This window comes from Sphingobium sp. MK2 (assembly GCF_040170545.1).
Classification (GTDB): Bacteria; Pseudomonadota; Alphaproteobacteria; order Sphingomonadales; family Sphingomonadaceae; genus Sphingobium.
The window spans coordinates 1-20,684 of sequence record NZ_JAZDXA010000054.1; the positions used below are offsets into that span (position 1 = coordinate 1).

23 protein-coding genes are annotated in these 20,684 nt (G+C 63.1%); 22 read left to right on the forward strand and 1 reads right to left on the reverse strand.

Translation table 11 applies throughout. The features are described 5' to 3' along the window. Positions 1 to 31: 31 nt before the first annotated feature. On the reverse strand, positions 32 to 583 hold the full coding sequence (locus tag V2I08_RS18345) for a hypothetical protein (RefSeq protein WP_349636284.1): 552 nt from the start codon (positions 581 to 583) through the stop codon (positions 32 to 34). A gap of 240 nt (positions 584 to 823) precedes the next feature. Between V2I08_RS18345 and V2I08_RS18350 the strand changes: the two genes are divergently transcribed. From V2I08_RS18350 to V2I08_RS18455, 22 genes are all read left to right on the forward strand, one after another. Further along, positions 824 to 1,030: a hypothetical protein gene (locus tag V2I08_RS18350; RefSeq protein WP_043152484.1), complete on the forward strand. Its 207-nt coding sequence runs from the start codon at positions 824 to 826 to the stop codon at positions 1,028 to 1,030. A gap of 279 nt (positions 1,031 to 1,309) precedes the next feature. Continuing rightward, on the forward strand, positions 1,310 to 2,947 hold the full coding sequence (locus V2I08_RS18355; protein ID WP_043152485.1) for a PRTRC system ParB family protein: 1,638 nt from the start codon (positions 1,310 to 1,312) through the stop codon (positions 2,945 to 2,947). A 38-nt stretch (positions 2,948 to 2,985) separates the two neighbouring features. Further along, complete coding sequence (locus tag V2I08_RS18360; protein ID WP_349636285.1) at positions 2,986 to 3,417, forward strand: PRTRC system protein E; 432 nt, start codon at positions 2,986 to 2,988, stop codon at positions 3,415 to 3,417. A gap of 48 nt (positions 3,418 to 3,465) precedes the next feature. After that, a complete protein-coding gene (locus V2I08_RS18365) occupies positions 3,466 to 3,672 on the forward strand; it encodes a PRTRC system protein C (protein ID WP_043152489.1) in 207 nt (68 codons plus the stop codon). Positions 3,673 to 3,858: 186 nt separating this feature from the next. Further along, the gene (locus tag V2I08_RS18370; RefSeq protein ID WP_349636286.1) at positions 3,859 to 4,839 is read left to right on the forward strand and encodes a hypothetical protein; all 981 of its coding nucleotides are present in this window, start codon (positions 3,859 to 3,861) and stop codon (positions 4,837 to 4,839) included. Between the two features lie 7 nt (positions 4,840 to 4,846). Then, positions 4,847 to 5,662, forward strand: coding sequence for a PRTRC system protein B (locus tag V2I08_RS18375; protein WP_349636287.1), 816 nt, complete (start codon positions 4,847 to 4,849; stop codon positions 5,660 to 5,662). Further along, entirely contained in the window at positions 5,659 to 6,318 is a 660-nt protein-coding gene (locus tag V2I08_RS18380; protein WP_349636288.1) for a PRTRC system protein A, read from the forward strand. Before V2I08_RS18375 ends, V2I08_RS18380 begins: the two co-directional genes overlap by 4 nt. Further along, positions 6,308 to 7,066 carry a PRTRC system ThiF family protein gene (locus V2I08_RS18385; protein ID WP_043152525.1) on the forward strand — a complete coding sequence of 253 codons (759 nt, stop codon included), beginning with the start codon at positions 6,308 to 6,310 and terminating at the stop codon, positions 7,064 to 7,066. The genes V2I08_RS18380 and V2I08_RS18385 overlap by 11 nt, the downstream gene beginning before the upstream one ends. Before the next feature lie 125 nt (positions 7,067 to 7,191). Continuing rightward, positions 7,192 to 7,467: a hypothetical protein gene (locus V2I08_RS18390; RefSeq protein WP_043152495.1), complete on the forward strand. Its 276-nt coding sequence runs from the start codon at positions 7,192 to 7,194 to the stop codon at positions 7,465 to 7,467. Then, positions 7,464 to 7,664: a hypothetical protein gene (locus tag V2I08_RS18395; protein WP_336961005.1), complete on the forward strand. Its 201-nt coding sequence runs from the start codon at positions 7,464 to 7,466 to the stop codon at positions 7,662 to 7,664. Before V2I08_RS18390 ends, V2I08_RS18395 begins: the two co-directional genes overlap by 4 nt. Before the next feature lie 122 nt (positions 7,665 to 7,786). Beyond that, positions 7,787 to 8,029 carry an AbrB/MazE/SpoVT family DNA-binding domain-containing protein gene (locus V2I08_RS18400; protein WP_043152496.1) on the forward strand — a complete coding sequence of 81 codons (243 nt, stop codon included), beginning with the start codon at positions 7,787 to 7,789 and terminating at the stop codon, positions 8,027 to 8,029. Then, entirely contained in the window at positions 8,026 to 8,418 is a 393-nt protein-coding gene (locus tag V2I08_RS18405) for a type II toxin-antitoxin system VapC family toxin (RefSeq protein ID WP_349636289.1), read from the forward strand. Before V2I08_RS18400 ends, V2I08_RS18405 begins: the two co-directional genes overlap by 4 nt. 61 nt (positions 8,419 to 8,479) lie before the next feature. Then, entirely contained in the window at positions 8,480 to 9,352 is an 873-nt protein-coding gene (locus tag V2I08_RS18410) for a hypothetical protein (RefSeq protein WP_349636290.1), read from the forward strand. A 159-nt stretch (positions 9,353 to 9,511) separates the two neighbouring features. Next, positions 9,512 to 10,615, forward strand: coding sequence for a hypothetical protein (locus V2I08_RS18415; protein ID WP_349636291.1), 1,104 nt, complete (start codon positions 9,512 to 9,514; stop codon positions 10,613 to 10,615). A gap of 214 nt (positions 10,616 to 10,829) precedes the next feature. Continuing rightward, a complete protein-coding gene (locus V2I08_RS18420) occupies positions 10,830 to 11,246 on the forward strand; it encodes a hypothetical protein (RefSeq protein ID WP_349636292.1) in 417 nt (138 codons plus the stop codon). Next, the gene (locus tag V2I08_RS18425; protein ID WP_349636293.1) at positions 11,243 to 11,602 is read left to right on the forward strand and encodes a hypothetical protein; all 360 of its coding nucleotides are present in this window, start codon (positions 11,243 to 11,245) and stop codon (positions 11,600 to 11,602) included. Before V2I08_RS18420 ends, V2I08_RS18425 begins: the two co-directional genes overlap by 4 nt. Then, on the forward strand, positions 11,595 to 11,813 hold the full coding sequence (locus V2I08_RS18430; protein ID WP_349636294.1) for a hypothetical protein: 219 nt from the start codon (positions 11,595 to 11,597) through the stop codon (positions 11,811 to 11,813). Before V2I08_RS18425 ends, V2I08_RS18430 begins: the two co-directional genes overlap by 8 nt. Continuing rightward, positions 11,810 to 12,091: a hypothetical protein gene (locus V2I08_RS18435; protein WP_043152504.1), complete on the forward strand. Its 282-nt coding sequence runs from the start codon at positions 11,810 to 11,812 to the stop codon at positions 12,089 to 12,091. Before V2I08_RS18430 ends, V2I08_RS18435 begins: the two co-directional genes overlap by 4 nt. Positions 12,092 to 12,155: 64 nt before the next feature. Then, the gene (locus V2I08_RS18440; RefSeq protein WP_349636295.1) at positions 12,156 to 12,287 is read left to right on the forward strand and encodes a hypothetical protein; all 132 of its coding nucleotides are present in this window, start codon (positions 12,156 to 12,158) and stop codon (positions 12,285 to 12,287) included. Positions 12,288 to 12,901: 614 nt separating this feature from the next. Then, positions 12,902 to 14,761 (forward strand): reverse transcriptase domain-containing protein, encoded by a 1,860-nt coding sequence (locus V2I08_RS18445; RefSeq protein ID WP_349636296.1) that lies wholly within the window; start codon positions 12,902 to 12,904, stop codon positions 14,759 to 14,761. Positions 14,762 to 14,971: 210 nt separating this feature from the next. Further along, the gene (locus V2I08_RS18450; RefSeq protein WP_349636297.1) at positions 14,972 to 15,232 is read left to right on the forward strand and encodes a hypothetical protein; all 261 of its coding nucleotides are present in this window, start codon (positions 14,972 to 14,974) and stop codon (positions 15,230 to 15,232) included. A gap of 240 nt (positions 15,233 to 15,472) precedes the next feature. Next, positions 15,473 to 20,626, forward strand: coding sequence for a lactate dehydrogenase (locus V2I08_RS18455; RefSeq protein WP_349636298.1), 5,154 nt, complete (start codon positions 15,473 to 15,475; stop codon positions 20,624 to 20,626). Positions 20,627 to 20,684: the final 58 nt, after the last annotated feature.

Below are 20,684 nucleotides of genomic sequence, written 5' to 3' on the forward strand. Positions count from 1 at the left end.
GCGGCTCCTTCATGTGAGTGTTTCAACGACCTCATCCTGGCACATCACGATGCCGTTGGGAGCCGTCCAACCCAACACTGCCGCTTCTGCGACACTTGCCGGCGCGGCTTCGGGTTCGGGCGCTGGAGGCGGCGACACGCCCTTGCGCTTTCCACCCAATCCAAGCCGCATCGCGACTTCGCGCCGCGCCGCGGAATAGCCCGGCGCGACCATCGGATAGAAGGCTTTCCTCCACCGTCACGGCCGGCCTGAAATCGGATGCGGGAGCGGGGACTTCGACCCCGTCTTCCTCGGTCTTCACTTCGGGCGCCGAGGCAGCGACTGGTGCGCCGCCCAGCAGGGCCCGTCGTGTGCCCTCGACGAGTGCAGGCAGTTCGCTGCTTGGGACGGTGTTGTTCGCAAAATAAGCGCTGAGTAGCGTCACGGTCAAAGACATGACGCCCGCTTCTTCGGTCTCGGCCATGCAACGTCCTTCTTCTGGCTGGAAATAGCGGTCTTGAACCGGGCTCACTTGCGCAAGCGTAAACGACAAGTGCCGAAATTCATCGCGCGAGTCAAAAAGGGAGGGGAGGAGGGCGGTCATGGTTGGCGTGGTTATTGGGCCGCGCAGTATCGTCCTGGAGAAGGCCCATGGCGGATCGGTTCCCGCGTAAATAGCCATCGACGGGCAAATCCCGCTCGCATGTATTTCCGAACTCATTCGGCATGTTCGCACTCGGTCAGCTGCGGACCACGGTGCGGCCCCTCCAGTTTCAACCCCGCTCATGCTCGGCGGCTTCGACCTTGGTCGGAGCCGCCCTTTTCGTTTCGAAAGGAAGTCATCATGCACGCATCTTCGCACATCGAGCTCCACAGCTTCACCGTCGAGATCGAATTCTCAAGCGGCGGTGAGCCCTATGCAACCGAGACCTACAAGGTCGAGGCCACCGACTGGTATCGCGCGCAGCGTGACGCGCTCGAGATGTCGGTCAGCAGTCCCTATGACAATGTTCGCATCCCCGACCTCACCCGCCGCGTGATCACGCGATAACCAACGGCGCAAGTGACGCGCACCGTGCGAGATTTCTCAACGCTCGACGTGGGGAAGCTCAACCCATTCGAAAACGACTGCCCCTCCACCGGGCCCTCCGGCCACGGGAGGGAAGGGGGAGGGGTAATGGTGATCCGACCGAGGTTGCCGTCATCCCCACCAATTCGGTGACCTGACCGATATCGATCGCGCGACTTCGCCATCGACAGCTCGACCCGCAGCAGCCGCACACACGGCCCGGCACGACGGGGCCTGTCACATTCCACGAGGAGATCAGCCATGGACGTACCGCAACCGACCTATCCCACCACGCTGCGACTCTCCAGGATCGTAAAGGGGGATAACCCCCGCCGCTATTTCGACCAGAAAAAGCATGATGATCTCGTAGCCTCGATCCGGCTGCGTGGCGTGCTCCAGCCCATCCTGCTTCGTCCGAAGGGCGACGTCTTCTCCATCGTCGCCGGCGAGCGCCGCTACCGGGCCGCGCTGGAAGCCTATGGTCCTGACGGTCACGTTCCTGTCGTCATCCGCGAAATGACCGATCAGGAAGCACTCGAAGCCGCGATCGCCGAGAATGACGACCGTGACGACCCTTCGGAAACCGAGCAGGCGGATGCCGCCGTCCGCTACCTCGCAGCGTGCCAGGGCGACCGTGCCGAAGCCGCAGGACGGCTCGGTTGGTCCCGGGCCAAGCTCGATCGCCGCCTGGCGCTCGCCGAGCTCAACGACTCCGTCAAGCTCGCACTCGATGAACGCCGGATCAAGATCGGGCATGCCGAGCTGCTCGCGGCCGTGCCCGGCGACAAGCAGGACAAGGCCCTCGAAACGATCCTGAGCGCCGGCCTCGACGTCGCCAAGACGCGCGAACTGCTCATGCGCGTCACGCAGAACCTTGGCAACGCCTGCTTCGATAAGACCGAATGCACCACCTGCCCGTTCAACTCGGGTGCGCAGCGCGTCCTCTTCGAAACCCATGTCGACGACGGGCACTGCACCAATCCGACATGCTTCGAGTTGAAGACCCAAACCGCCGAAATGATCCGTTTCGAGGAGCAGGAACGCGCCGAGAAGGCAGCAAGGGCCGCGGCTCCGCCTGCTGGCGATGACGGTGATCACGACGAACAAGAGCCGTCCGTCGACGATACCGCGTCGGCGGGAGACTCCCGACATCCGTCAGCCGACGATGCCCGATCCTCCGGCGGGAACGAGACGCGCTCATCCGCCCGTTCGCCCTCGGTCCCTTCCGCGAGCAGCACGTCGACCGCGCACAAGCAGACCGTCACGGCCCAATCGATCGCGCGACGCATCACCGACCTGCGCGAGGCGACATGGCGAACCGCGCTCGCGCGTGCGCTTGCCGGCAATGGTGGCCGCGCCCACACGACGATCCTCGTCGCCGCGATGTCCGGCACGCTCTCGCAGATCAAGGCCGAGACCCTGACCTCGCGCGCCGGCTTGCTGGTCGGCGCCTCCTTCCCGGACCTTGACTATGGCGCCAAGATCACCGCGATCCAGGCGCTGCCCAACCGCCAGGCGGAAGTCGTGCTTTCGATCATCGGCGCCGCCTACGCCAAGGATGTTCTCGCCTTCGGGCATGTCGCCGACCTCGCAAGGGTCTTCGAGGTCGACCTGCGCGACAGCTGGCAGGTCGATCAGGCGTTCCTCGAACGCTACACCAAGGACGAGCTCAAATTCATCGCCCAGGAATGCGGTCTGGTCGCTCATATTGGCGAGAAGGCCTTCGCCAGGCTCCTCACCTCCAAGAGGGTCGACCTCATCGCGGGCATGCTCAACCGAACCGGGTTCGATTGGGCCGGCCGTCTGCCGAGCGCCATGACGCTCGACGGCCAATATGGCCCGCCTCCGATCCGTGCCGTCCCGCCGGCCCAAGCGCCGATCCCCGAAATCGCTGCCTGACCCGCTCCCACGCTCTTCCAGGACAAGGACTGACCACCATGCTGATTGCAAGCCTGCTCCCGCTGCTCACCCGCTACTCGCTCGGCTTCGACCTCATCGCCGGCCCCGACGACACCGTCACCCTGACCGTCATTCCCCGCAAAGCGGAAGGCCCGGGTTCCAAGCTCGAATCCGGCGAAACCCGGCCGATCTCGATCACGGCGAGCGCCGCCGAGATCGATGCGGAACTCGCCAAGGGGCCGGACGGCGCGCTCGGGCAGCTCATCGCTTCGCGCAAGACGCTCGCCGACCAACTCGCCGAGCAACGGCAGGTGGCCGAAGACGCGAAGGCCGCCGCCGCAGAAGCCGCAAAGGCGAAGACCGCGGCGCCGCCGCCCAGGTCGAGCGCGCACGCCGTCGCCACGAAACCTCCGGCCCCGAACAGTCCGCCGGCCAACGCAAAGCCGGACGAACCCGCCAGCCTCTTCTGACGGACTTCGCTCAGCCTGTTCCACGATCACAAGCCCGAGAGACTAACCATGAAGATCAATCATCTCACCCGCACATATAGATATGACGGCATCGACCTTCCGGTGCCGCCGCACCTCGCGAACGACCCGGAAGGCCTGCGCGCCTACCATGCCACGCTCTATCCGGCGATCCTCAACGCCGAGATCGCGGATGCCGGCGTATCGGGCAGCGCGCACGTCACCGAATATCGCCGCGCGGTCGGCACCAAGGGCTGATCATGCCCCACGGCAAGCGCGCGGCCAGCCCGGCAGCACCCCGCAAAACGCTCCTCCATTGGATCGAGTCCGACGATGGCGACACGACCGACTTCACCCCGCCTGCCTGCAGCACGCACGTCCAGGCCCTCCACGCGCGGCTTCTCCTCGACCCGGACAACCACTCGAGCGAAGCCGTCGAGCCGCTTGAACCCCCTCCGGGCCTCAGCCTCCCGCCCCTCGGCTGATTTCGCGGGGCGATCCGTCGCGCTCTCTGACGATATTCCCACCCTCTTCGACCATCCGCTGGGACCGCATCACAAGCTGATCGGCGGCTGGGTCGCGGCAAGGGAAACGTCGCCGAAACAATATACCCGCGCGCAGGCCCGTCGCCGCATCGAACAGGTCTTCGGCGCAGCGGTGCTTGAAATCCTAGCGCCGGTCGACCTCGCCGACTTCCGGATGACCGTCCTGAAGGGCGAGGACGGCGACCCGCCGGCGATCGCCATCGTCTGCGACAGCATGGGGCAGATGGACCTTGGATGGATCGAGACCAGCGATGCGCCGATATCCTGGCGCGCCGCTGCCTATCGCGCGCTCGAGCAAAGCCTGGGCTGCGTCCTCCCGGTCTTCGGCTACCAGGACCTCTTCGACCAAATCGCCATGTACTATTGGGACGGAGAGACGGAAGACGAAGGCGCCCGTCAATCCCTGATCTACTACCATGGCGCGGACGAGGCCGACCTCGAGGAGCAGGCGCTGCCGTCCACGATGAACGCCCGCCGCCCCGATTGGATGATCACGGCGAATGCCGCGCGACCGGCGGAACTCCCTACCGGCCTGCGACAGAAGCTGTGCAGCCTCCACCATGCGCGGCGCGCCTTGAAGCGGCTGCCACCGGAACGCAATGCCTGGCACTTCGACATCGATCTCATCTACCAGTACGTCCCCGGCTTCGAGGAATGCTCGTCATTGCCGCCGCTGACGATCGTGCCCGCAGAGCAGTTCGCGCCCGAACTCGACGATGTCGGCCGACACGGCATGGAAATGGGCTTCATGGACATCGCGGGACTCTGCCCGCTGCCGGACGCGAACCGGATCGACGACTGGCTCACCTCATTGCGGCTCGGCGCTCAATTCCTGCTCGCCGCCCAGCACCTGATCCAACTGGATCCCAACAACCTGTGAGGCCTACATGCCCGATCATAGCACCCATTTCGAAGCGAGCGGCGGCGGCGTGGTGCTGACCAACGCCATCCTGCTCTATAGGCGCGACGCGGCCCGCAACATCAACTCCTACGGCGCGACCCGACGGGATGCGCCGGCCTTTGCCAGCATCCACGCGGTCGGGCACGATGATGAAGGCCAGCCGTCGATTGGTGCGGGGGCTCCGCTGACGCGCGCGCACCTGCGGCAATGGACCGAGGCGCTTGGCCGGACCGTCCTGCCCGAGATACTGCCAGCCAGCGTGTTGGTTGCCCATCCCGACATGCTCGCATGGTGGACTCCGGCACAGGTGCGCTCAGCTTATTTCGCTCTGTCGAGCCCGCCCGTTGGCCTCAAGGTACTATCCGAGCGAACGATCCTGCCCGTCCCGTACCCGGCGCATCTGTTTGTCGCCACGAGGTCCAGCCTCGGCGTCTATGCTCTTCCGACCGACGAACGCCCCACCGCCGACACCGAGCTGCTGCACTCGCCGGTCCTCAATGTCTACGTCGACGGGCGGCTTTGCTGGGGGAACATCCCGCAGCCGAAATCGCCGACGATCGCGTCCATCCCGGAATTCGAGCGCGCGATATTCGACTCCTGGTCGACGCACCCCAATACGGGCCAGGAACTGACCGTCACCGGCAAGGGGGGACTTGTCAGGCTCTGGGACGATCTCGCCGCGCGACGTGCGGTCCGCTTTCCAGTCCGCCGTCTCAGGCCCTTCCGCGGCCGGCAAACCTCGCGGGCAGCTTCGGCCGAGCCGATGACGGTCGGGAAGCTTATTGCGAGCGCGCGGCGATGACCCTGCTTGCCGATGATCCGACAGCCGCCGCGGTGCTCTCCGCTGTACCCTGCTACCCGGTTCCGCCCCACGGGCGATCGCCCGCCCTCGATGCGCTTCGCGCCGCACGCACCGGCCACGGTCTCGCCATCGGGAACGACGGTGTCATGCTCATCCTGCGCCGGGCCTGGCTCGCGCTCGATGTTCCTCTAACGCCGCCGATCTCCGCTTATCTCCCCTATGGCAGCGCCGGCGAGCCAAGGGCCGATCTGCGGTGCGGACTGATCCCGCGCGAGCATCTTGTGTCCATTCTCGAGCATTTCTATGCGGCCTTGCCTAACGAGGCCGCCGGGTTCGTGCTCTGGAACGAGGCGACCAAGGCCTTCTCGTTGCATTTCCCCGCCATCGACGAGGCAACGCCTTCGCGCCTCGTGTACCGCACGCCTGTCCTGGCGCCTGATTGGCATGTCGTCTGCGACATTCACAGCCACGGATCCGGTCGTGCATTCTTCAGCGCCACCGACGATGCCGACGACGCCGATGCCACGAAGATAGCGATCGTGATCGGCCGGCTCGACCACGCGGAGGGTCTGGAAATGGCGTCGCGCCTCTGCGCCAACGGCTTGTTCCTGGCTGTCCCGCGCAGTCCTTTCTCAGGAGATGATGATGCAGCCTGACCACAAGGACCGCCACTATCTTCCCGCCGCCTTCGACAATCGCACCATAAGGATACTGCTCGCCGGCTGCGGAGGGAACGGCGCTCAGATGTTGATGGGTCTCGCCTCACTGGACACGGCACTGCGGGCGATCTCCTCCCGATCGCTCCATGTCACCGTGGTCGACGATGATACCGTCAGTGAAGCCAATCTCGGCCGCCAGCCCTTCTACCGGTGCGATCTAGGGAATTCGAAGGCGCGCACACTGACGGAAAGGATCAACCTCGCGCACGGGCTCTCCTGGGAGGCGGTTCATGGTCGCGCACCCGGCGCGATCGGTGTGGAAGACGCCGACATGCTCATCACCTGCGTCGACACCGCCTCGGCCCGTCGCACGATTGGTTCGGCGCTTGGCGCGAGGAAATCCATGCCCAGCTACTGGATGGATCTCGGAAATCGCGCGACCGACGGACAATATCTTATCGGCTGCCCGGGCCGTGCCAATGACAAGGCCGTCCGACGTCTTCCGACCGTGCTCGAATATTTCCCGGAACTCGCAGACGAAAGCTCGGCCGACGACAATGCCCCGTCATGCTCGGTTGCCGAGGCGCTCGAGCGTCAATCGCTGTTCGTCAACCGCGTCCTGGCGAGCCACGCTCTCGCGCTTTTGTTCGATCTCCTCGGGCGCGGCTCCATCGGCCACGCTGGCGCCTTCCTCAACCTCGCCAGCGGGCAAGCCGTCCCGATCCCGCTGCCGCGAAGCGACTGAAGCAGCGTGCCTGACCACCCGCCTTCGCAGGCAAAGACATTTCCTATGTCCTCGATCCGGATTTCCCCATCCCGCGGTCGCGACGCACCGTGGACCTCAACGAACCTTTTGGAAGGAGGATGTGTATGACACACATTACCGGCAATGGCTGGACGCTCCATTACACGATCGGTCGCGAACTGGCTGCCAAGGTCGAGCCAGGCGACATGGTTCATTTGCCTGGCGGCCGTGGCGACTTGATCGTGCTCGGCGGGAGGGCGCCGCTGCGCGTCAATGACAGCGGCGGCGTGATCGTGCGTGATCCCGGCACCCGGACCATCGATGGGCAAGAGGCCCGGCCGGGAGCATTAGGCATGGTCTGGATCAGCGCTGCTGGCGGCTGGTCGGAGATACCGGCATGACCGAGAATTCCCCAACCGGCTACAGCGCCGAGGCCGTGCAACAGCAAATCGAGCGCGATCGCCGGCGTCACCGGATCAGCAAAAAAGAAGAGCGGCTGATTCATGCGCTGCTGAAAGGCTCGGCGAGTAATCGACCGCCTCCGACTCAACCCTCACACAGCGATGAGGGCTGCGGCCCAATGGCCAAGAAACCCTGACCGCCGCTGCTTCACGCTTCTGTGGACGGAACGCCGGGCGGAGAATGGCATGTTGGCGCTTCCGGTACGCCCCGCACCGTGATATATATCTTTGATACCTACCACAGGCATAGGAGGCGAACATGGAAATCGCCAAGATATTCAAGACCGGTCGCTCCCAGGCCGTGCGTTTACCCAAGGAGTTTCGCTTCGAGGGAGATCAGGTTCGCATTCGACGAGAGGGAGATGCCGTCATCCTCGAACCGATCTCGTCCGACTGGAACTGGCTCAAGGCGCTGGTTGGTCCGGTGGACGAAGATTTTGAGGCCGCGGTCAACGAGCCGCAGAAGTTCGAAATTCGCGACGCCATGGACCCTGACGCATGACGTTTTCGCTCGATGCCAACACAATCATCGCGCTGTTCAAGGGGAATAAGCAGGTCTGGAAGAATCTCGAGCGGCACAGCACGCTCGATTGCGTCGTGTCGTCGATCGTCATGCACGAACTCTATTTCGGCGCGTTCAACAGCGCGCGGGTCAAGGAGAATCTGGATCGGATCGGTGCCTTGCGGTTCGAGGTCGTGGACTTCGCGCGCGCAGATAGCCGAACGGCCGGAGAGGTTCGAACGAACCTGGCCCGCATAGGTAAACCCATCGGGCCGCTCGATACCCTGATCGCGGGCCAGGCGCTTGCGCGCGGGTTCACCGTGATCACCCGCAATATCCGCGAGTTCTCCCGCGTCGAGGGGCTTTCTTTCGAGAATTGGGAAGACTGAACCGCCGAAGAGCAGAGGGAGGGGAGGGAGAGGGCGGAAGGCAATCCATAAGGAGATTGCCGTGCTCACCACCCGCACCCAACGCTGGCGCGATCGTCGCTGCCGCTGGATCCCGAACGCCACGGAAATCGATCCCAAGCGCCTCGCCGTCGATGTCATCAGCACCAAGCGCCAGGCGGCGCCCTTCGTGCAGGCGCATCACTATACGGCCTCTATGCCTGTCGCGCGCCTTTCGGTGGGCCTCTTCGCAAATGGAAAGGGCGGTCGCTCCGAGCTGGTCGGGGTCTGCGTCTTCTCGCACCCGGTCAACAACGCCAGCGTGCCCAAGAGCGCGGGTCTCACCGATCCACGGACGGCTTGCGATCTCGGGCGTCTCGTCATCGACGATTCCCAGGGCGGCAACGCCGAGACTTTCATGATCGCCCGAGCATTCCGGCTCCTGCGGCGCGAGAAGCCTGAAATCCTCTCGGTCATCTCCTACGCTGATCCCGTGCGACGCGTCGATGCCGATGGCCGACTGGTCCTGCCCGGGCATTGCGGCCTCGTATATTGCGCGGCCGGGAGCCAATATTCTGGGAGATCGAGCCCGCGCACCGACCTGATCCTGCCTGACGGCCAGCCGATCTCCTCGCGCGCCATATCCAAGATACGCAACGCCGAGTGCGGCCAGCGCTATGCGATGGACACGCTTCTCGAAGCCGGGGCGAGGCCGCCGAGCTTCGGCGAAGACCGCGCGGATTGGCTCGCCGACCTCGAGCGCACAGGGTTCCTGCGCAGACGGCGCCATCCTGGCTGCCATACTTTTCTTTTTCCTCTCACGAAGGCAGCCCGGATCGCGGCCCGAAAGGTCCCGAGCCTGCCTTACCCGGTACTCGATCGCGCCGCGACGCAAGGCGATGTCACCGCGTTGCCGCTGCTTCAGCTCGCAGCTTGAACAGCCGCGCAAAGGACTCCCGACATAACCGACATCTTCGATCCCGCCGACGCGGGATGCTGGATAGCGCGCGGCCGTCCGGCCCACCACGCTCGAGCGATAGCCGACGCCTGGAGATGCCTCCCCGATCTTCCGCACGACGCGCCGCTGGACGTCCGCATGGCGCGGACCCGCGAGCGCGTCCAGATGCTTGGTCCGCTGCACGAAGCGATCCGACTGGAGACCGAGCAACAGCGTAGGGCTGCGAACTTCACCTTTGTCGAACGGCAGATCGCGCAGGGCAGCACAGACAGTCGCCATGTCGCCATTCTCCATGCTCGCAAAATTCATGGTTATGACTGGGACGCCGCCGTTGCGTATGCCGATGGCCGCTATGCCGCGCGCGCCGGATGGTTGGCACGGCCGCCGTCGTCGCCCCGTCCGGACCAACCGGATGTTCGCCGACCCGCTTACCATCAGGGCTTTCTGGATGGCGGCGGCCAACCCGACGACGTCTTCGACGTCGCCCGACGATCCTTCGCGGCCACTCCGTCCGAGCCCATTCGCGCGGATACCCCGCGAGCCGCACGCCCGCTTCCCAGCCAATGGCCAAGCCCGAGCGACGTTCCTCCACCCGTTTCATGGCATCGGCGTCTGCTTCTGCTCGGCGAATCCGAAATCACGGCAGGGGCTATCGGCATCCTCGCGATGCTGCACCAACGGCCCGGATACGAAGCCGCGGCCCTTTTTGTGGCCAACGCCGAATCCGGGCTCCGCCCGCTATGGACATCGACGGGCCCGGCACCTGGCGATGGTGCTGCGCTTCGCCAGTTCCTGCGCCAAGGCGACTATACCGATATTCTGGTCGTTGCCGACGACGCGGAACTCGGCCGCATCGACGCTGATGCCGATATGCTGCCTCTCGCCCGAACAATGGAACGGACGCGCAATTCAGTGCTCCAGCAGCGCGCGCAGTTCCGCCATTGGCTCGCGCGCGGCCGCGCGCCCGGCGACCAATTTGCCGCCGGACACATCCGCTGGAGCAAGATGGCCGCTGGCCTTTCGGGGCGCCTCGGGGATTTCACCGCGCGTTACGGTGGCCCAGCGGAGCCTCGTGGCCACCGCATCGTCGTCGAGGACGCAAACGGTCAATTGCCGCGCAGTTACCGCACCGCGCTCGGCCGGGAACTCCAGCCCGAGATCGTCATCGGCAATAAGGGCCATGCCCGAAGCGCGATGGCCGACCTGCTACGCCAATATGCCGCTGCGCTTCGCCTGGGATGATCCGATCCGGCGCCAGCTAGCCATTTGATCGCTGACGCTCAGGCGCAGCTGTCGTGGCCATGCCCAGCCGCTGCTCCGAGCACATCGAAATCCGAAGCAGTCCGATCCAGCCCCCGTGTCAGGCGGGAGCAAACCTACGGAGGTTATCATGGCCAATCGAGTACCCGCGTCCATCCGATTGGGTGGAACGCTCTCCGCAGCCGCCTATGACGAGTTGGCGGACATCATCCTCGCCGAGCGGCTGTCGGTCGAGTGGGATGGCGAACCCTTCGATCCGTCCCATCGCACGCCCGGCCAGCCACTCGACCTCTATGCTTACGGCGTCGTCGGTGGACAATTCGAGGACCTCGAAGCGCGATGCATCGAGCTGAACCTGCCTTTTATCCGCTCGTGCGACGGCTATCCCGGCGAGTGGAATCCCGAACGCGTCGTCTTCACCGGCGAGGGCGAGCCGGCTTCCTATCCGGCCGACGAAGGCGGCTACGTCGTGTTGAACCGGGGAACTGCCGAAAAGCTCGGTTCGCTCGAAGCGATCATCGCCTGGTTCGACGCTGCCGATTTTCGCCTGCCGCCCCTCATCGTCGAAGGCGATCCCGCCGACACGTCGCTCTCAGAAAGGAAATCATCATGATAATACAACGCAAGGTGCTCGTCGTCATGCGATCCAGCCATCTCCACACCGAGCTGGTCGAGATCACCGCCAAGGTGAACGTCATCGGCGACGCCATCAATCCCAGGGTCGAAGCCGACCTCGCCGCGATCGAACGCGAGACGCGCAAGGCCTTGCGTCGCCAGGAGCCTCTTCCCGGACAGACGGAGCCGGGTTTCGGTCCCTGGTACGACCCCGAACGCGCCTTCGAAGTCGACTTCGTGCTTTGCGCGCCCGTCGACGCGGCGATGAACCGGGGCCGGATCGTGCAGGTCGAACAGGTCGAGACCGAGACCGTCCAGCGCTGGGGCAAGGGAAGGGAGACGAACGATGCCTAGATACCAGGTCGACGTGAAGGCGTTCATCTCCGTGATCGTCGATGCGGAAGGCGCCGCCCAGGCGCAGGGTCGCGCCGACCGTTTCGTCGAATGGCTGTCCCCGACAATCGAGCAGATCGACGATTACAGTTCCGACCACGAGCCGATCGACACCGACACCGGCCCGTTCGACGTCGATGGTGAAAGCAGCGTCGAGGAGATCGACGAATGAGCAAGCTTCATCATGTCCATGTCTATGCGACGATCAGGGTCAAGGTCGCGGTAACGGCGGAGGATCACACCGACGCAATGCGGCAAGCCGAAGGAATTGTCGGGACGGGGATATTCCCTGTCCGCCTGCTTCCCAATGCTGCCGCAGTGCTCGACGCAGAGCCTGCCGAGGAGATCACCGGTTTTCTGGTCGATGAAACGGACGATCCGGAGTTCGAGAAGAGCTGTTCCTATGACGCGGAATACAGGCCCCTCGGAGCGCAGGACGGTCCGCACTGACCGAAAGGAGGGGAGGAGGATGGGGAGGGGCGCTCCGTTTGCTGGAGCGGTCTGGAGCTTCCCCATGAAAATCGAGCTAAAGCACATCCAATATAGCGCCGCGCTGTCGCAAGAAACGGCTGCTTACACCGCTGAGATCTGGATCGTGCGCCGTTTCGGCGTTGTTTCTCAGTGCGGGCCTAGCCCGCTCGAATAACCGGAGCATATTCGATGCCCACTCAACTTACCTTGGCCAGCAATGGCTGCGACCGGGGAAACCGGCAGGGGACAAGAGCATGTTGAGAGCAAGGCCCTCAGGGACCGAAACCGTTGTAGGTCGGCCAAGGGTCAGGGCAAGACGTGTATGGTGAATGCTACACTGCGTAAATCCCAGACCTGGTACTTGATTTCGGTCGAGACGCATCAACGGCTGTCGCGTCTTCGCCGCGTGGAGTGTGAAAATCGATTCAGTTCACGCTCGAGAGAAAGATGCGGAAAACCTCTGCAAGCTTTCGATCCGGTCACGCGGACCACCCTGCGTCGCAGGGCCAAGGGTCGAACGGGGCACCTGTCCACGTCGAATCTGAGAAATGACGTAAATGCGGGATCGCCTAAACGGGCTGGCTTCACCAGTCCCGCATGGCGACGGAGTCACCATATTAGCCAAATGCCCGGGGTAATGCCCGGGACAGCCGCTTCCGGGCGGACGGCCATGCGGGAAACGGCTCTGGTAACAGGGCCGGGGATCGCCTCTCGCCGGGTGAAGGGTGACGCATCTGCCGAGGTCAACAACTTCATGACGATGCGGGGCAATGCCCCACGGAGGCGCTGATGCGTTCCGAGATCGTGGAGAAGAGGCTGGCCTCAATCCCAGCTCTGTCGCGGCAGGGCAAGCGGATCAATGGACTGTTCCGCCTCCTCGCGTGCCCCAGCATCTGGGAACAAGCATATGAGGACATCGCGTCCAATCAGGGCGCGCTGACGCCGGGCGTCGATCCCAACAACACCCTGAACGGCTTCTCGCTGGAAAGGGTGGAGCGGATCATTACCGGCGTGATGGACGGCACCTACCGTTTTGCTCCTGCCCGCAGGCTATACATACCGAAACCCGATGGTCGGAAACGGCCGCTGGGTATTCCCACTGCCGACGACAAGCTTGTGCAAGCGGCGGTGAAGATTCTGCTCGAATACGTTTATGAGCCGATCTTCTCCGATCGTACGCACGGGTTCCGGAAAGGTCGATCCTGTCACACCGCGCTTGAGCAAATCAAGTACGGCTGGAGCGGGGTCAAGTGGCTCGTCGAGGTAGACGTGTCGAGTTTCTTCGACAACGTCGATCACGACATCCTCCTCAATCTGTTGCGCAAGCGGATCGACGACGAGAGGCTCATATGCCTCATCGGTCGGATGCTGAAAGCAGGATACATGGAGGATTGGACGTTTAACAAGACGTTCAGCGGCACGCCTCAAGGAGGTGTAATCTCGCCGATCCTTGCCAACATCTACCTTCATGAACTCGACGAGCACATGAAAACGATGAAGGCCGGGTTCGATAAAGGAACCAAGCGCCGAAACTCTTCGGCATATATAGTGTTCCGCGATCGGATCGCCCGGCGTCGGAAGAAGATCAAGGCTCTGGAAGAATCGGGAAATCAACACGAAATTCCGCCAATCCTTGCTGAGATCAGGGAGTTTGAGCAAAAGCGAAGGGATGTCCCAGCCTCGGATTGGTTCGATCCGGGCTTCCGTCGTCTCATGTATTGTCGATATGCCGACGATTTCGTCATCGGTGTCATAGGCAGTAAGGCTGACGCCCAAGCTGTTATGGAGACCGTCCAGAAATTTCTGAACGTGACCCTCAAGCTCGAAACGTCACCGCAGAAGACGGGAATCCGGAAGGCCGACGATGGTGTGACCTTCCTCGGGTACAGCGTGCGGACGTACAATCATCAACGGCTCCATCGTTATAAATGGCACGGTCAGAAGACCGTGGTAGCCAAGATGTCTAGTGATCGTCTGCAGCTACACGCACCCGTCGACAAGCTGATCGGCTTTGTCGAACGCAATCGGCTCGGTTCATATCACATGAATCGAGGAATGATGAGGCCGGAGATGATCCACGACTCAGATATCCAGATCATCACAAGGTATAACGCAATGATGCGTGGGATAGCCGAGTATTACAAACTCGGTACGTCGTGGCGTCACGAGATCGGGCGGCTATACAATGTTTGGTGGCGCAGCCTGATCAATACCTTGGCACGGAAGCATAAATGCTCCGCTGCGAAGATCTGCCGGAAGCTCCAACATAGGGATGGATATGGCCTGTGGTATCAGGGTCAAACCTCGAAACGCTTCATGGCGGTGTTCGCCTTGAAGCACGTCAGCAATGAGGTCGTGCGTCGCACGATCGTTGACTATGTGCCCCGTGACTTCACCAGTGTTCGATCGGACGTTCTCGACCGATTGCGCGCGAAGACTTGCGAGGCATGTAGGGCGGACGGTGTACCTGTTGAGGTGCATCACGCTCGGCGTTTGAAGGACATGAAGGACAGAGGCTTGGATGTTCGCATCCGAGCCGCTCGGACGCGCAAGAGGATTGTCCTCTGTGTCCCCTGTCATCATGCCCATCATGAGGGACGGCTTACGGCGCGGCTTCATGCGTTGGATGGAGGTGTAGGAGCCGGATGATGGGAAACTATCAAGTCCGGTTCCGTGGGAGGGGTAGAGGGCGCTCCCTTTTGGGAACCCTCGCCCCTACCCGACGACGGCGAGCTGGCCTTTCACGCCCGAAACCAGGGAACCGGCGGCGCTGATTTCTATCATCAGGTCGGCCGATGGACCGAAGGCGAAGTCGACGGCTGGCTCAAGGCCAACCGGTCACCGCGCTCTTTCGGCGACATGACCTTCGATCATGATCTCGAGGCCGAGATAAGCGACCTTCTTTCGCGCGCCGTCGAGGGCCGTCGGCTGAAGCGCTTGCTGCGCACCAATCTGGTCACGATCGAGAATGATCAGATCCTGCAATATCCGCTGCGGAAGCGGCCGCTTGCGACCATCGAGCGCGCAGTGCGCGCCACCAATCCCGACGCTGTCGTCGTCAACGACGCCGGCGATGAGGTGTTCGGGCGAGCCTTGGACCTTCTGCTCTCAAGCCACTGACACTCCAAATCGGAGATGGCCATGATCCTGGTTCTTGCGACCGTGGCCTCTGGAACGACGGCGCGCCCTCGATAGCGATCGTCCGACGCTCGTCTGGCGAGGCCAGTTCTTTGCCGGCCGCTGGAATCCGGGCGCGCGCAAATCCGCCTCTTTACCCTTCCGACCACATCGCTGCCCGGTGTCCGGCACGAACCCGAGACGCCGTGCGGCACCCTCGAAATCACCGAAAGGAAGCACCCCATGCGAAACAGTGCATCCGCGCTGGCTCTCCAGCTGAGCCTCGACTTCGACCAGATCGTTGCGTCCGCCAGCGAGGCCATTGCCCGCGACATTCGGGAAACGGCGCTCCTTCCATCGGCCGCGATCTCCCTCACCGCTGCCGCATCGCCAGTTGCGTCCTTCGACTTCTCGCTCGCTGCAGGGCGGGACTTGGCGCCATCCTGGAAGGGCCGCGCACGGGACAACGTCGAGGCGATCAAGCTTCTGAACCTCCTGGATCAAGAGCAAAGACCGGCGACACCGGCCGAACAGGAGCGCATCGCCAGGTTCATCGGGTTCGGCGCATCCGAGCTTGCGAACAGCATCTTCGCGGATCGCTCGGAGACATTCCGGGAGGGCTGGGAAGACCTCGGAAAGAGCCTGATCACCGAAACCACCGACCGCGAGCTCCAGTCGCTCAAGCGCGCTACGCAATATGCCCACTACACGCCCGAGTACATCGTCCGGGCCATGTGGGACGCCGCCCGGATCCTCGGCTTCAGCGGGGGGCATATCCTTGAGCCGGGATGCGGAAGCGGCCTGTTCATGGGGCTTCGGCCGCCCGATCTCTCCGATGGTACGGTGTTCGTCGGCATCGAGAATGACCCCGTCACCGCCCGCGTCGCCAGCGCGCTCTATCCCAACCAGGTCATCCGCTGCATCGACTTCGACAAGGCATCGCTGCCCGGCGATTTCGACCTGGCGATCGGCAATCCGCCTTTCTCGAACCTCTCTATCCACAATAAGACGCAACTCGGCCGCCTGGGTCTGTCGCTCCACGACTTCTTCATCGCGAAATCGCTCGAACACGTCCGGCCAGGCGGCATCGCGATGTTCGTGACGTCGCGATATTCCCTCGACAAAAGCGACCCGAAAGCGCGGCTCCATATAGATTCCATCGCCGATTTCCTCGGCGCGGTGCGCCTGCCGAGCAAGGCCATGAGGGAGGAGGCCGGCACCGACGTCGTCGTCGATATCCTGCTCTTCCAGAAGCGCGCGCCCGATACTCCGTTCGCCATGCGAAACTGGATCGAACTGGCCGAGGTTCCCGACAGCGACGAAGGGTTCGGGTCGCTCCGGATCAACAGCTATTTCCTCGACAATCCCGACCATGTTCTCGGCGTCCACCAATGGCAAAGCGGCCAGTACGGCATGGAATATTCCTGCGCGGCCGAGCCCGGGGTCGACCTGAGGGACGCGCTCTCGTCCACCTTGTCGGCGATCGCATCAAGACAGGCAGGCATCTATCGCCCCGTCGGGCGCACCACGTCACTGCGCGACAAGTTCGACGTCACCTTCGACCTCGACGTCGGCACCGCCGCCGACGAAGCGGACTTCAAGGAAGGCAGCTATCTCGTTTCGGACGGCATTCTGCGACAGATCGTCAACGGACTTCCGACCGCGGTCGAGGTGAAAAACGGGCGCGGCGGGTCGGGCATGTTCGCCAAGCATGCCAACATCGTCAGGGGGCTGATCCCCATCCGGGATACGGTCCGCGCGATCCTGCGCGCCCAGCTCAATGACCGGCCCTACGCCGACTGCCAGGAAAAGCTGCTCAGCCACTACAGGCACTTCATCAAGAAGCATGGGCCGATCAACCGGACCATCACCAGCATCCGCATCGATCCGGAAACCGGCGCCGAGAAGGAATATCAGCGCCGCCCGAATCTTCAGCCCTTCCTCGATGACCCCGACGTATGGCTGGTAGCCTCGATCGAGAATTATGACGAGGCGGATGACGCCGGCACGCCGGGTCCCATCTTCACCGAACGCGTCGTCAAGCCGCCAGTTGTCCAGGAGATCCAATCGGCCCAGGATGCCCTGGCGCTGTCGCTCCATGATCGCGGCCGCGTCGACATTCCGCTGATCGCCGGGTTGCTCGGGATCACCGAAGTCGAAGCGCTCGCCGACCTTGCCGGTGATGTCTATCTCGACCCCGTCCGCAGCACGCCCCATTTCGACAATTGGGTTCCGGCCGACGAAGCCCTTTCGGGGCCTGTCCGCACCAAGCTGGCCCTCGCGCGCGCGAAGGCCGAAACCGATCCGCGGTTCAATGCGACCGCAACCGCTCTCGAAGCCGTCCAGCCCGTCGATCTCAAACCGAGCGAGATCACGGCGCGTCTCGGGGCGCCCTGGATTCCGGTGGACGTCATCGAAGCGTTCGTCGCCGAAGCCATGGAGGTCCAGACCCGGATCCGTCATACCGTGGCGCTCGCGAGCTGGACGGTGGACAAGGCCCCGTTCCTCGGACACGTCAGTTCAACCTCGACCTGGGGCACTGCGCGCCGCAGCGCGGCCGACCTGCTCGAAGACGCGCTCAATTCCCACATACCCAAGATCTACGACATCCACCGGGAGGCGGACGGTTCGGAGCGCCGGGAACTCAACACGACCGACACCGAAGCCGCAAAGGAGAAGCTGGCGGCGATCAAGTCGACCTTCGAGACCTGGGTCTGGCAGGAAAGCGATCGCGCCGACCGGCTCGTGCGGATCTACAACGATGCCTACAACAACCTCGTACCCCGCGCATTCAACGGCAAGCATCTGCATCTGCCGGGCGCATCGACGGCGATCAGGATGCGCGATCACCAGAAGCGCGTCATCTGGCGTATCCTAGCCGCCGGCTCGACCTATGTCGCCCATTCGGTCGGCGCAGGAAAAACCTTCAGCCTGTGCGCCGCCGTGATGGAGCAGCGCCGGCTAGGTCTCGTGAACAAACCGATGATCGCGGTGCCCAATCACTGCCTGGCCCAGATCGCGCGCGAGTTCCTGATGCTCTATCCCACGGCACGGATCCTCGTTGCCGACGATACGAACTTCGTGCGCGAGAAGCGTCAGCGATTCCTGGCGCGCGCGGCAACCGGCAGCTGGGACGCGATCATCATCACGCATGATGCCTTCAAGTTCATCCCGACGCCCGCCGCATTCGAGAAGCAGCTGATCGAAGACCAGCTCGCCAGTTACGAGGTGCTGATCACGGGCATCGACAACGAGGATCGTGTCTCCCGCAAGCGCGTGGAGCGCCTGAAGGAAGGGCTGAAGAACAGACTCGAAAATCTGCAGGCCCGCAAGGACGACCTCGTGCATATCGGCGAGATCGGTATCGACCAGATCCTCGTCGACGAAGCCCAGCAATTCCGCAAGCTGACCTTCGCGACAAATCTGGGCGACCTCAAAGGGGTAGATCCGGCGGGTTCGCAGCGCGCCTGGGACCTTTATGTGAAGAGCCGCTATCTGGCCGGGATCAATCCCGGACGCGAGCTGATCCTCTCGTCTGGAACGCCGATCACCAACACCCTCGGCGAGATGTATACGCTGCAGCGCTTCATGCAGCCCGACGAGCTCACCGCGAAGGGCTTGCACGAGTTCGACGCCTGGGCGGCGAACTTCGGCGACACGCGCACCGAACTCGAGCTGCAGCCGAGCGGCAGCTACAAGCCGGTCACCCGGTTCTGCGAGTTCGTGAACGTCGCCGACCTGATGGCGATGTACCGCAGCGTGGCCGACGTCGTGCTGAAGGACGATCTGCGCCAATATGTCCGGCTGCCCACCATCAAGGGCGGGAAGCGGAAGATCATCGTCGCCAAGTCGGGCGCGCCCTTCAAAGCCTATCAGAGGGTGCTGGCCGGACGCATCAAGGCCATCGAGAACCGCAGCGGACGGCCACAGAAGGGCGACGACATCCTCTTGTCGGTGATCACCGACGGCAGGCACTCCGCGATCGATCTCCGCTTCGTCGACCCCATGATGGGGAACGAGGAGGGCAACAAGCTCAATCTCCTGATCGAGAACGCATACCGTATCTGGCACGAGACGCGCGACTATCGCTACACGGACCCCGAAACCGGCAAACCCTACCCGCTGCCCGGCGCCGTACAGATGATCTTCTCCGACCTCGGCACCGAGGCCGCGCTCGAGACGCGGGGCTTTTCCGCCTATGTCTGGATCCGCGATCGACTTGTCGCAATGGGCGTGCCTGCGGACCAGATCGCGTTCATCCAGCACTACAAGAAGAACAGTGCGAAGCAGCGCCTGTTCAACGACCTCAACCAGGGACGAAAGGGTTTCGTCGTCGGCTCGACCAGCATGATGGGCACCGGGGTAAACGCGCAACAACGCCTGATCGCGATGCATCATCTGGATGTCCCCTGGCTCCCCTCCGATATCGAGCAGCGCGAAGGCCGGATCGAGCGCCAGGGGAACCAGAACGACGAAATCGAGCTCTACGGCTACGCCACCAGCGGCTCGATGGATGCCACCAACTGGCAAATGCTCGAGCGCAAGGCGCGCTTCATCAACATGGCCATGTCGGGCGACCGCTCCATCCGGCGGATCGAGGACGTCGGTTCCAACGTCAATCAGTTCGCCCTGGCAAAGGCGCTCGCATCCGGCGACGACCGCCTGATGAAGAAAGCTGGTCTCGACGCCGAGGTGGCAAGACTCCTGCGCCTGCGCGATGCGCATATCGACGACCAGTTCAATATCCGCAGGACGATCAGGCGAACGACAGATGATATCGAGACCTGCCGCCGGCAGATCGCCTGGCTGGAATCCGACATTGATCAACGTATTCCCACCGATGACGACGAGATCATCTTCGCTTCCGACGGCACGATCATCGCCGACCGCAAGGCCGCCGGGGAAAAGATCCTCCGACAGGCTCACGAGATGCGAGCGAGCGGCATTCCCACGCGCCAGATGCTCGGAAGCTTCAACGGCATCGACCTGGAGATTTCGGGCTATGAGGCCAGAGATGACGACGGGGATCGGTGTATCTGCACCACGATCGCCATTCAGCACCACGGCGAACATCGCGGATTCGAAGTCACCGACAAAACGCGGTCGAGCACCGTGGTTGGCCGGATCGAGTCTTCCATTCGCAATCTCGACGCCGACCTCGCCAACCTGAGGGCAAACCTCGAAGCCGATGAACGGCGCCTCCCGGCGTTCGAGGCGCGCCTGGGTCAGGAATTCTCCGACACTGAATTGCTCGAAGACAAACTTCGGGAACTCGCTGACCTCGAAGCCGAGCTGGCAAACACCAAGGGCGAGTTCGAACCAGGCAACGATAACGCGCCCTTGGCCGAGGGCACCCAAGGCGACCTGCTGCCCGACCCGGCTGTCTCTGCCGCCTGAGGGCACCGATGGAGCGTGACCTAAGTCCTCGCCAGAATCCATATGTGAAAGGATATCC

Excerpts from the sequence above, each read along its gene's own strand:
- V2I08_RS18430 (WP_349636294.1), top strand. The coding sequence starts at position 11,595 with ATGCCTAGATACCAGGTCGACGTGAAGGCGTTCATCTCCGTGATCGTC.
- V2I08_RS18400 (WP_043152496.1), top strand. The coding sequence starts at position 7,787 with ATGGAAATCGCCAAGATATTCAAGACCGGTCGCTCCCAGGCCGTGCGT.
- V2I08_RS18375 (WP_349636287.1), top strand. The coding sequence starts at position 4,847 with ATGCCCGATCATAGCACCCATTTCGAAGCGAGCGGCGGCGGCGTGGTG.
- V2I08_RS18445 (WP_349636296.1), top strand. The coding sequence starts at position 12,902 with ATGCGTTCCGAGATCGTGGAGAAGAGGCTGGCCTCAATCCCAGCTCTG.
- V2I08_RS18405 (WP_349636289.1), top strand. The coding sequence starts at position 8,026 with ATGACGTTTTCGCTCGATGCCAACACAATCATCGCGCTGTTCAAGGGG.
- V2I08_RS18345 (WP_349636284.1), bottom strand. The coding sequence starts at position 583 with ATGACCGCCCTCCTCCCCTCCCTTTTTGACTCGCGCGATGAATTTCGG.
- V2I08_RS18415 (WP_349636291.1), top strand. The coding sequence starts at position 9,512 with ATGGCGCGGACCCGCGAGCGCGTCCAGATGCTTGGTCCGCTGCACGAA.
- V2I08_RS18395 (WP_336961005.1), top strand. The coding sequence starts at position 7,464 with ATGACCGAGAATTCCCCAACCGGCTACAGCGCCGAGGCCGTGCAACAG.
- V2I08_RS18450 (WP_349636297.1), top strand. The coding sequence starts at position 14,972 with ATGACCTTCGATCATGATCTCGAGGCCGAGATAAGCGACCTTCTTTCG.
- V2I08_RS18360 (WP_349636285.1), top strand. The coding sequence starts at position 2,986 with ATGCTGATTGCAAGCCTGCTCCCGCTGCTCACCCGCTACTCGCTCGGC.
- V2I08_RS18455 (WP_349636298.1), top strand. The coding sequence starts at position 15,473 with ATGCGAAACAGTGCATCCGCGCTGGCTCTCCAGCTGAGCCTCGACTTC.
- V2I08_RS18435 (WP_043152504.1), top strand. The coding sequence starts at position 11,810 with ATGAGCAAGCTTCATCATGTCCATGTCTATGCGACGATCAGGGTCAAG.
- V2I08_RS18355 (WP_043152485.1), top strand. The coding sequence starts at position 1,310 with ATGGACGTACCGCAACCGACCTATCCCACCACGCTGCGACTCTCCAGG.
- V2I08_RS18440 (WP_349636295.1), top strand. The coding sequence starts at position 12,156 with ATGAAAATCGAGCTAAAGCACATCCAATATAGCGCCGCGCTGTCGCAA.
- V2I08_RS18425 (WP_349636293.1), top strand. The coding sequence starts at position 11,243 with ATGATAATACAACGCAAGGTGCTCGTCGTCATGCGATCCAGCCATCTC.
- V2I08_RS18380 (WP_349636288.1), top strand. The coding sequence starts at position 5,659 with ATGACCCTGCTTGCCGATGATCCGACAGCCGCCGCGGTGCTCTCCGCT.
- V2I08_RS18350 (WP_043152484.1), top strand. The coding sequence starts at position 824 with ATGCACGCATCTTCGCACATCGAGCTCCACAGCTTCACCGTCGAGATC.
- V2I08_RS18365 (WP_043152489.1), top strand. The coding sequence starts at position 3,466 with ATGAAGATCAATCATCTCACCCGCACATATAGATATGACGGCATCGAC.
- V2I08_RS18390 (WP_043152495.1), top strand. The coding sequence starts at position 7,192 with ATGACACACATTACCGGCAATGGCTGGACGCTCCATTACACGATCGGT.
- V2I08_RS18385 (WP_043152525.1), top strand. The coding sequence starts at position 6,308 with ATGCAGCCTGACCACAAGGACCGCCACTATCTTCCCGCCGCCTTCGAC.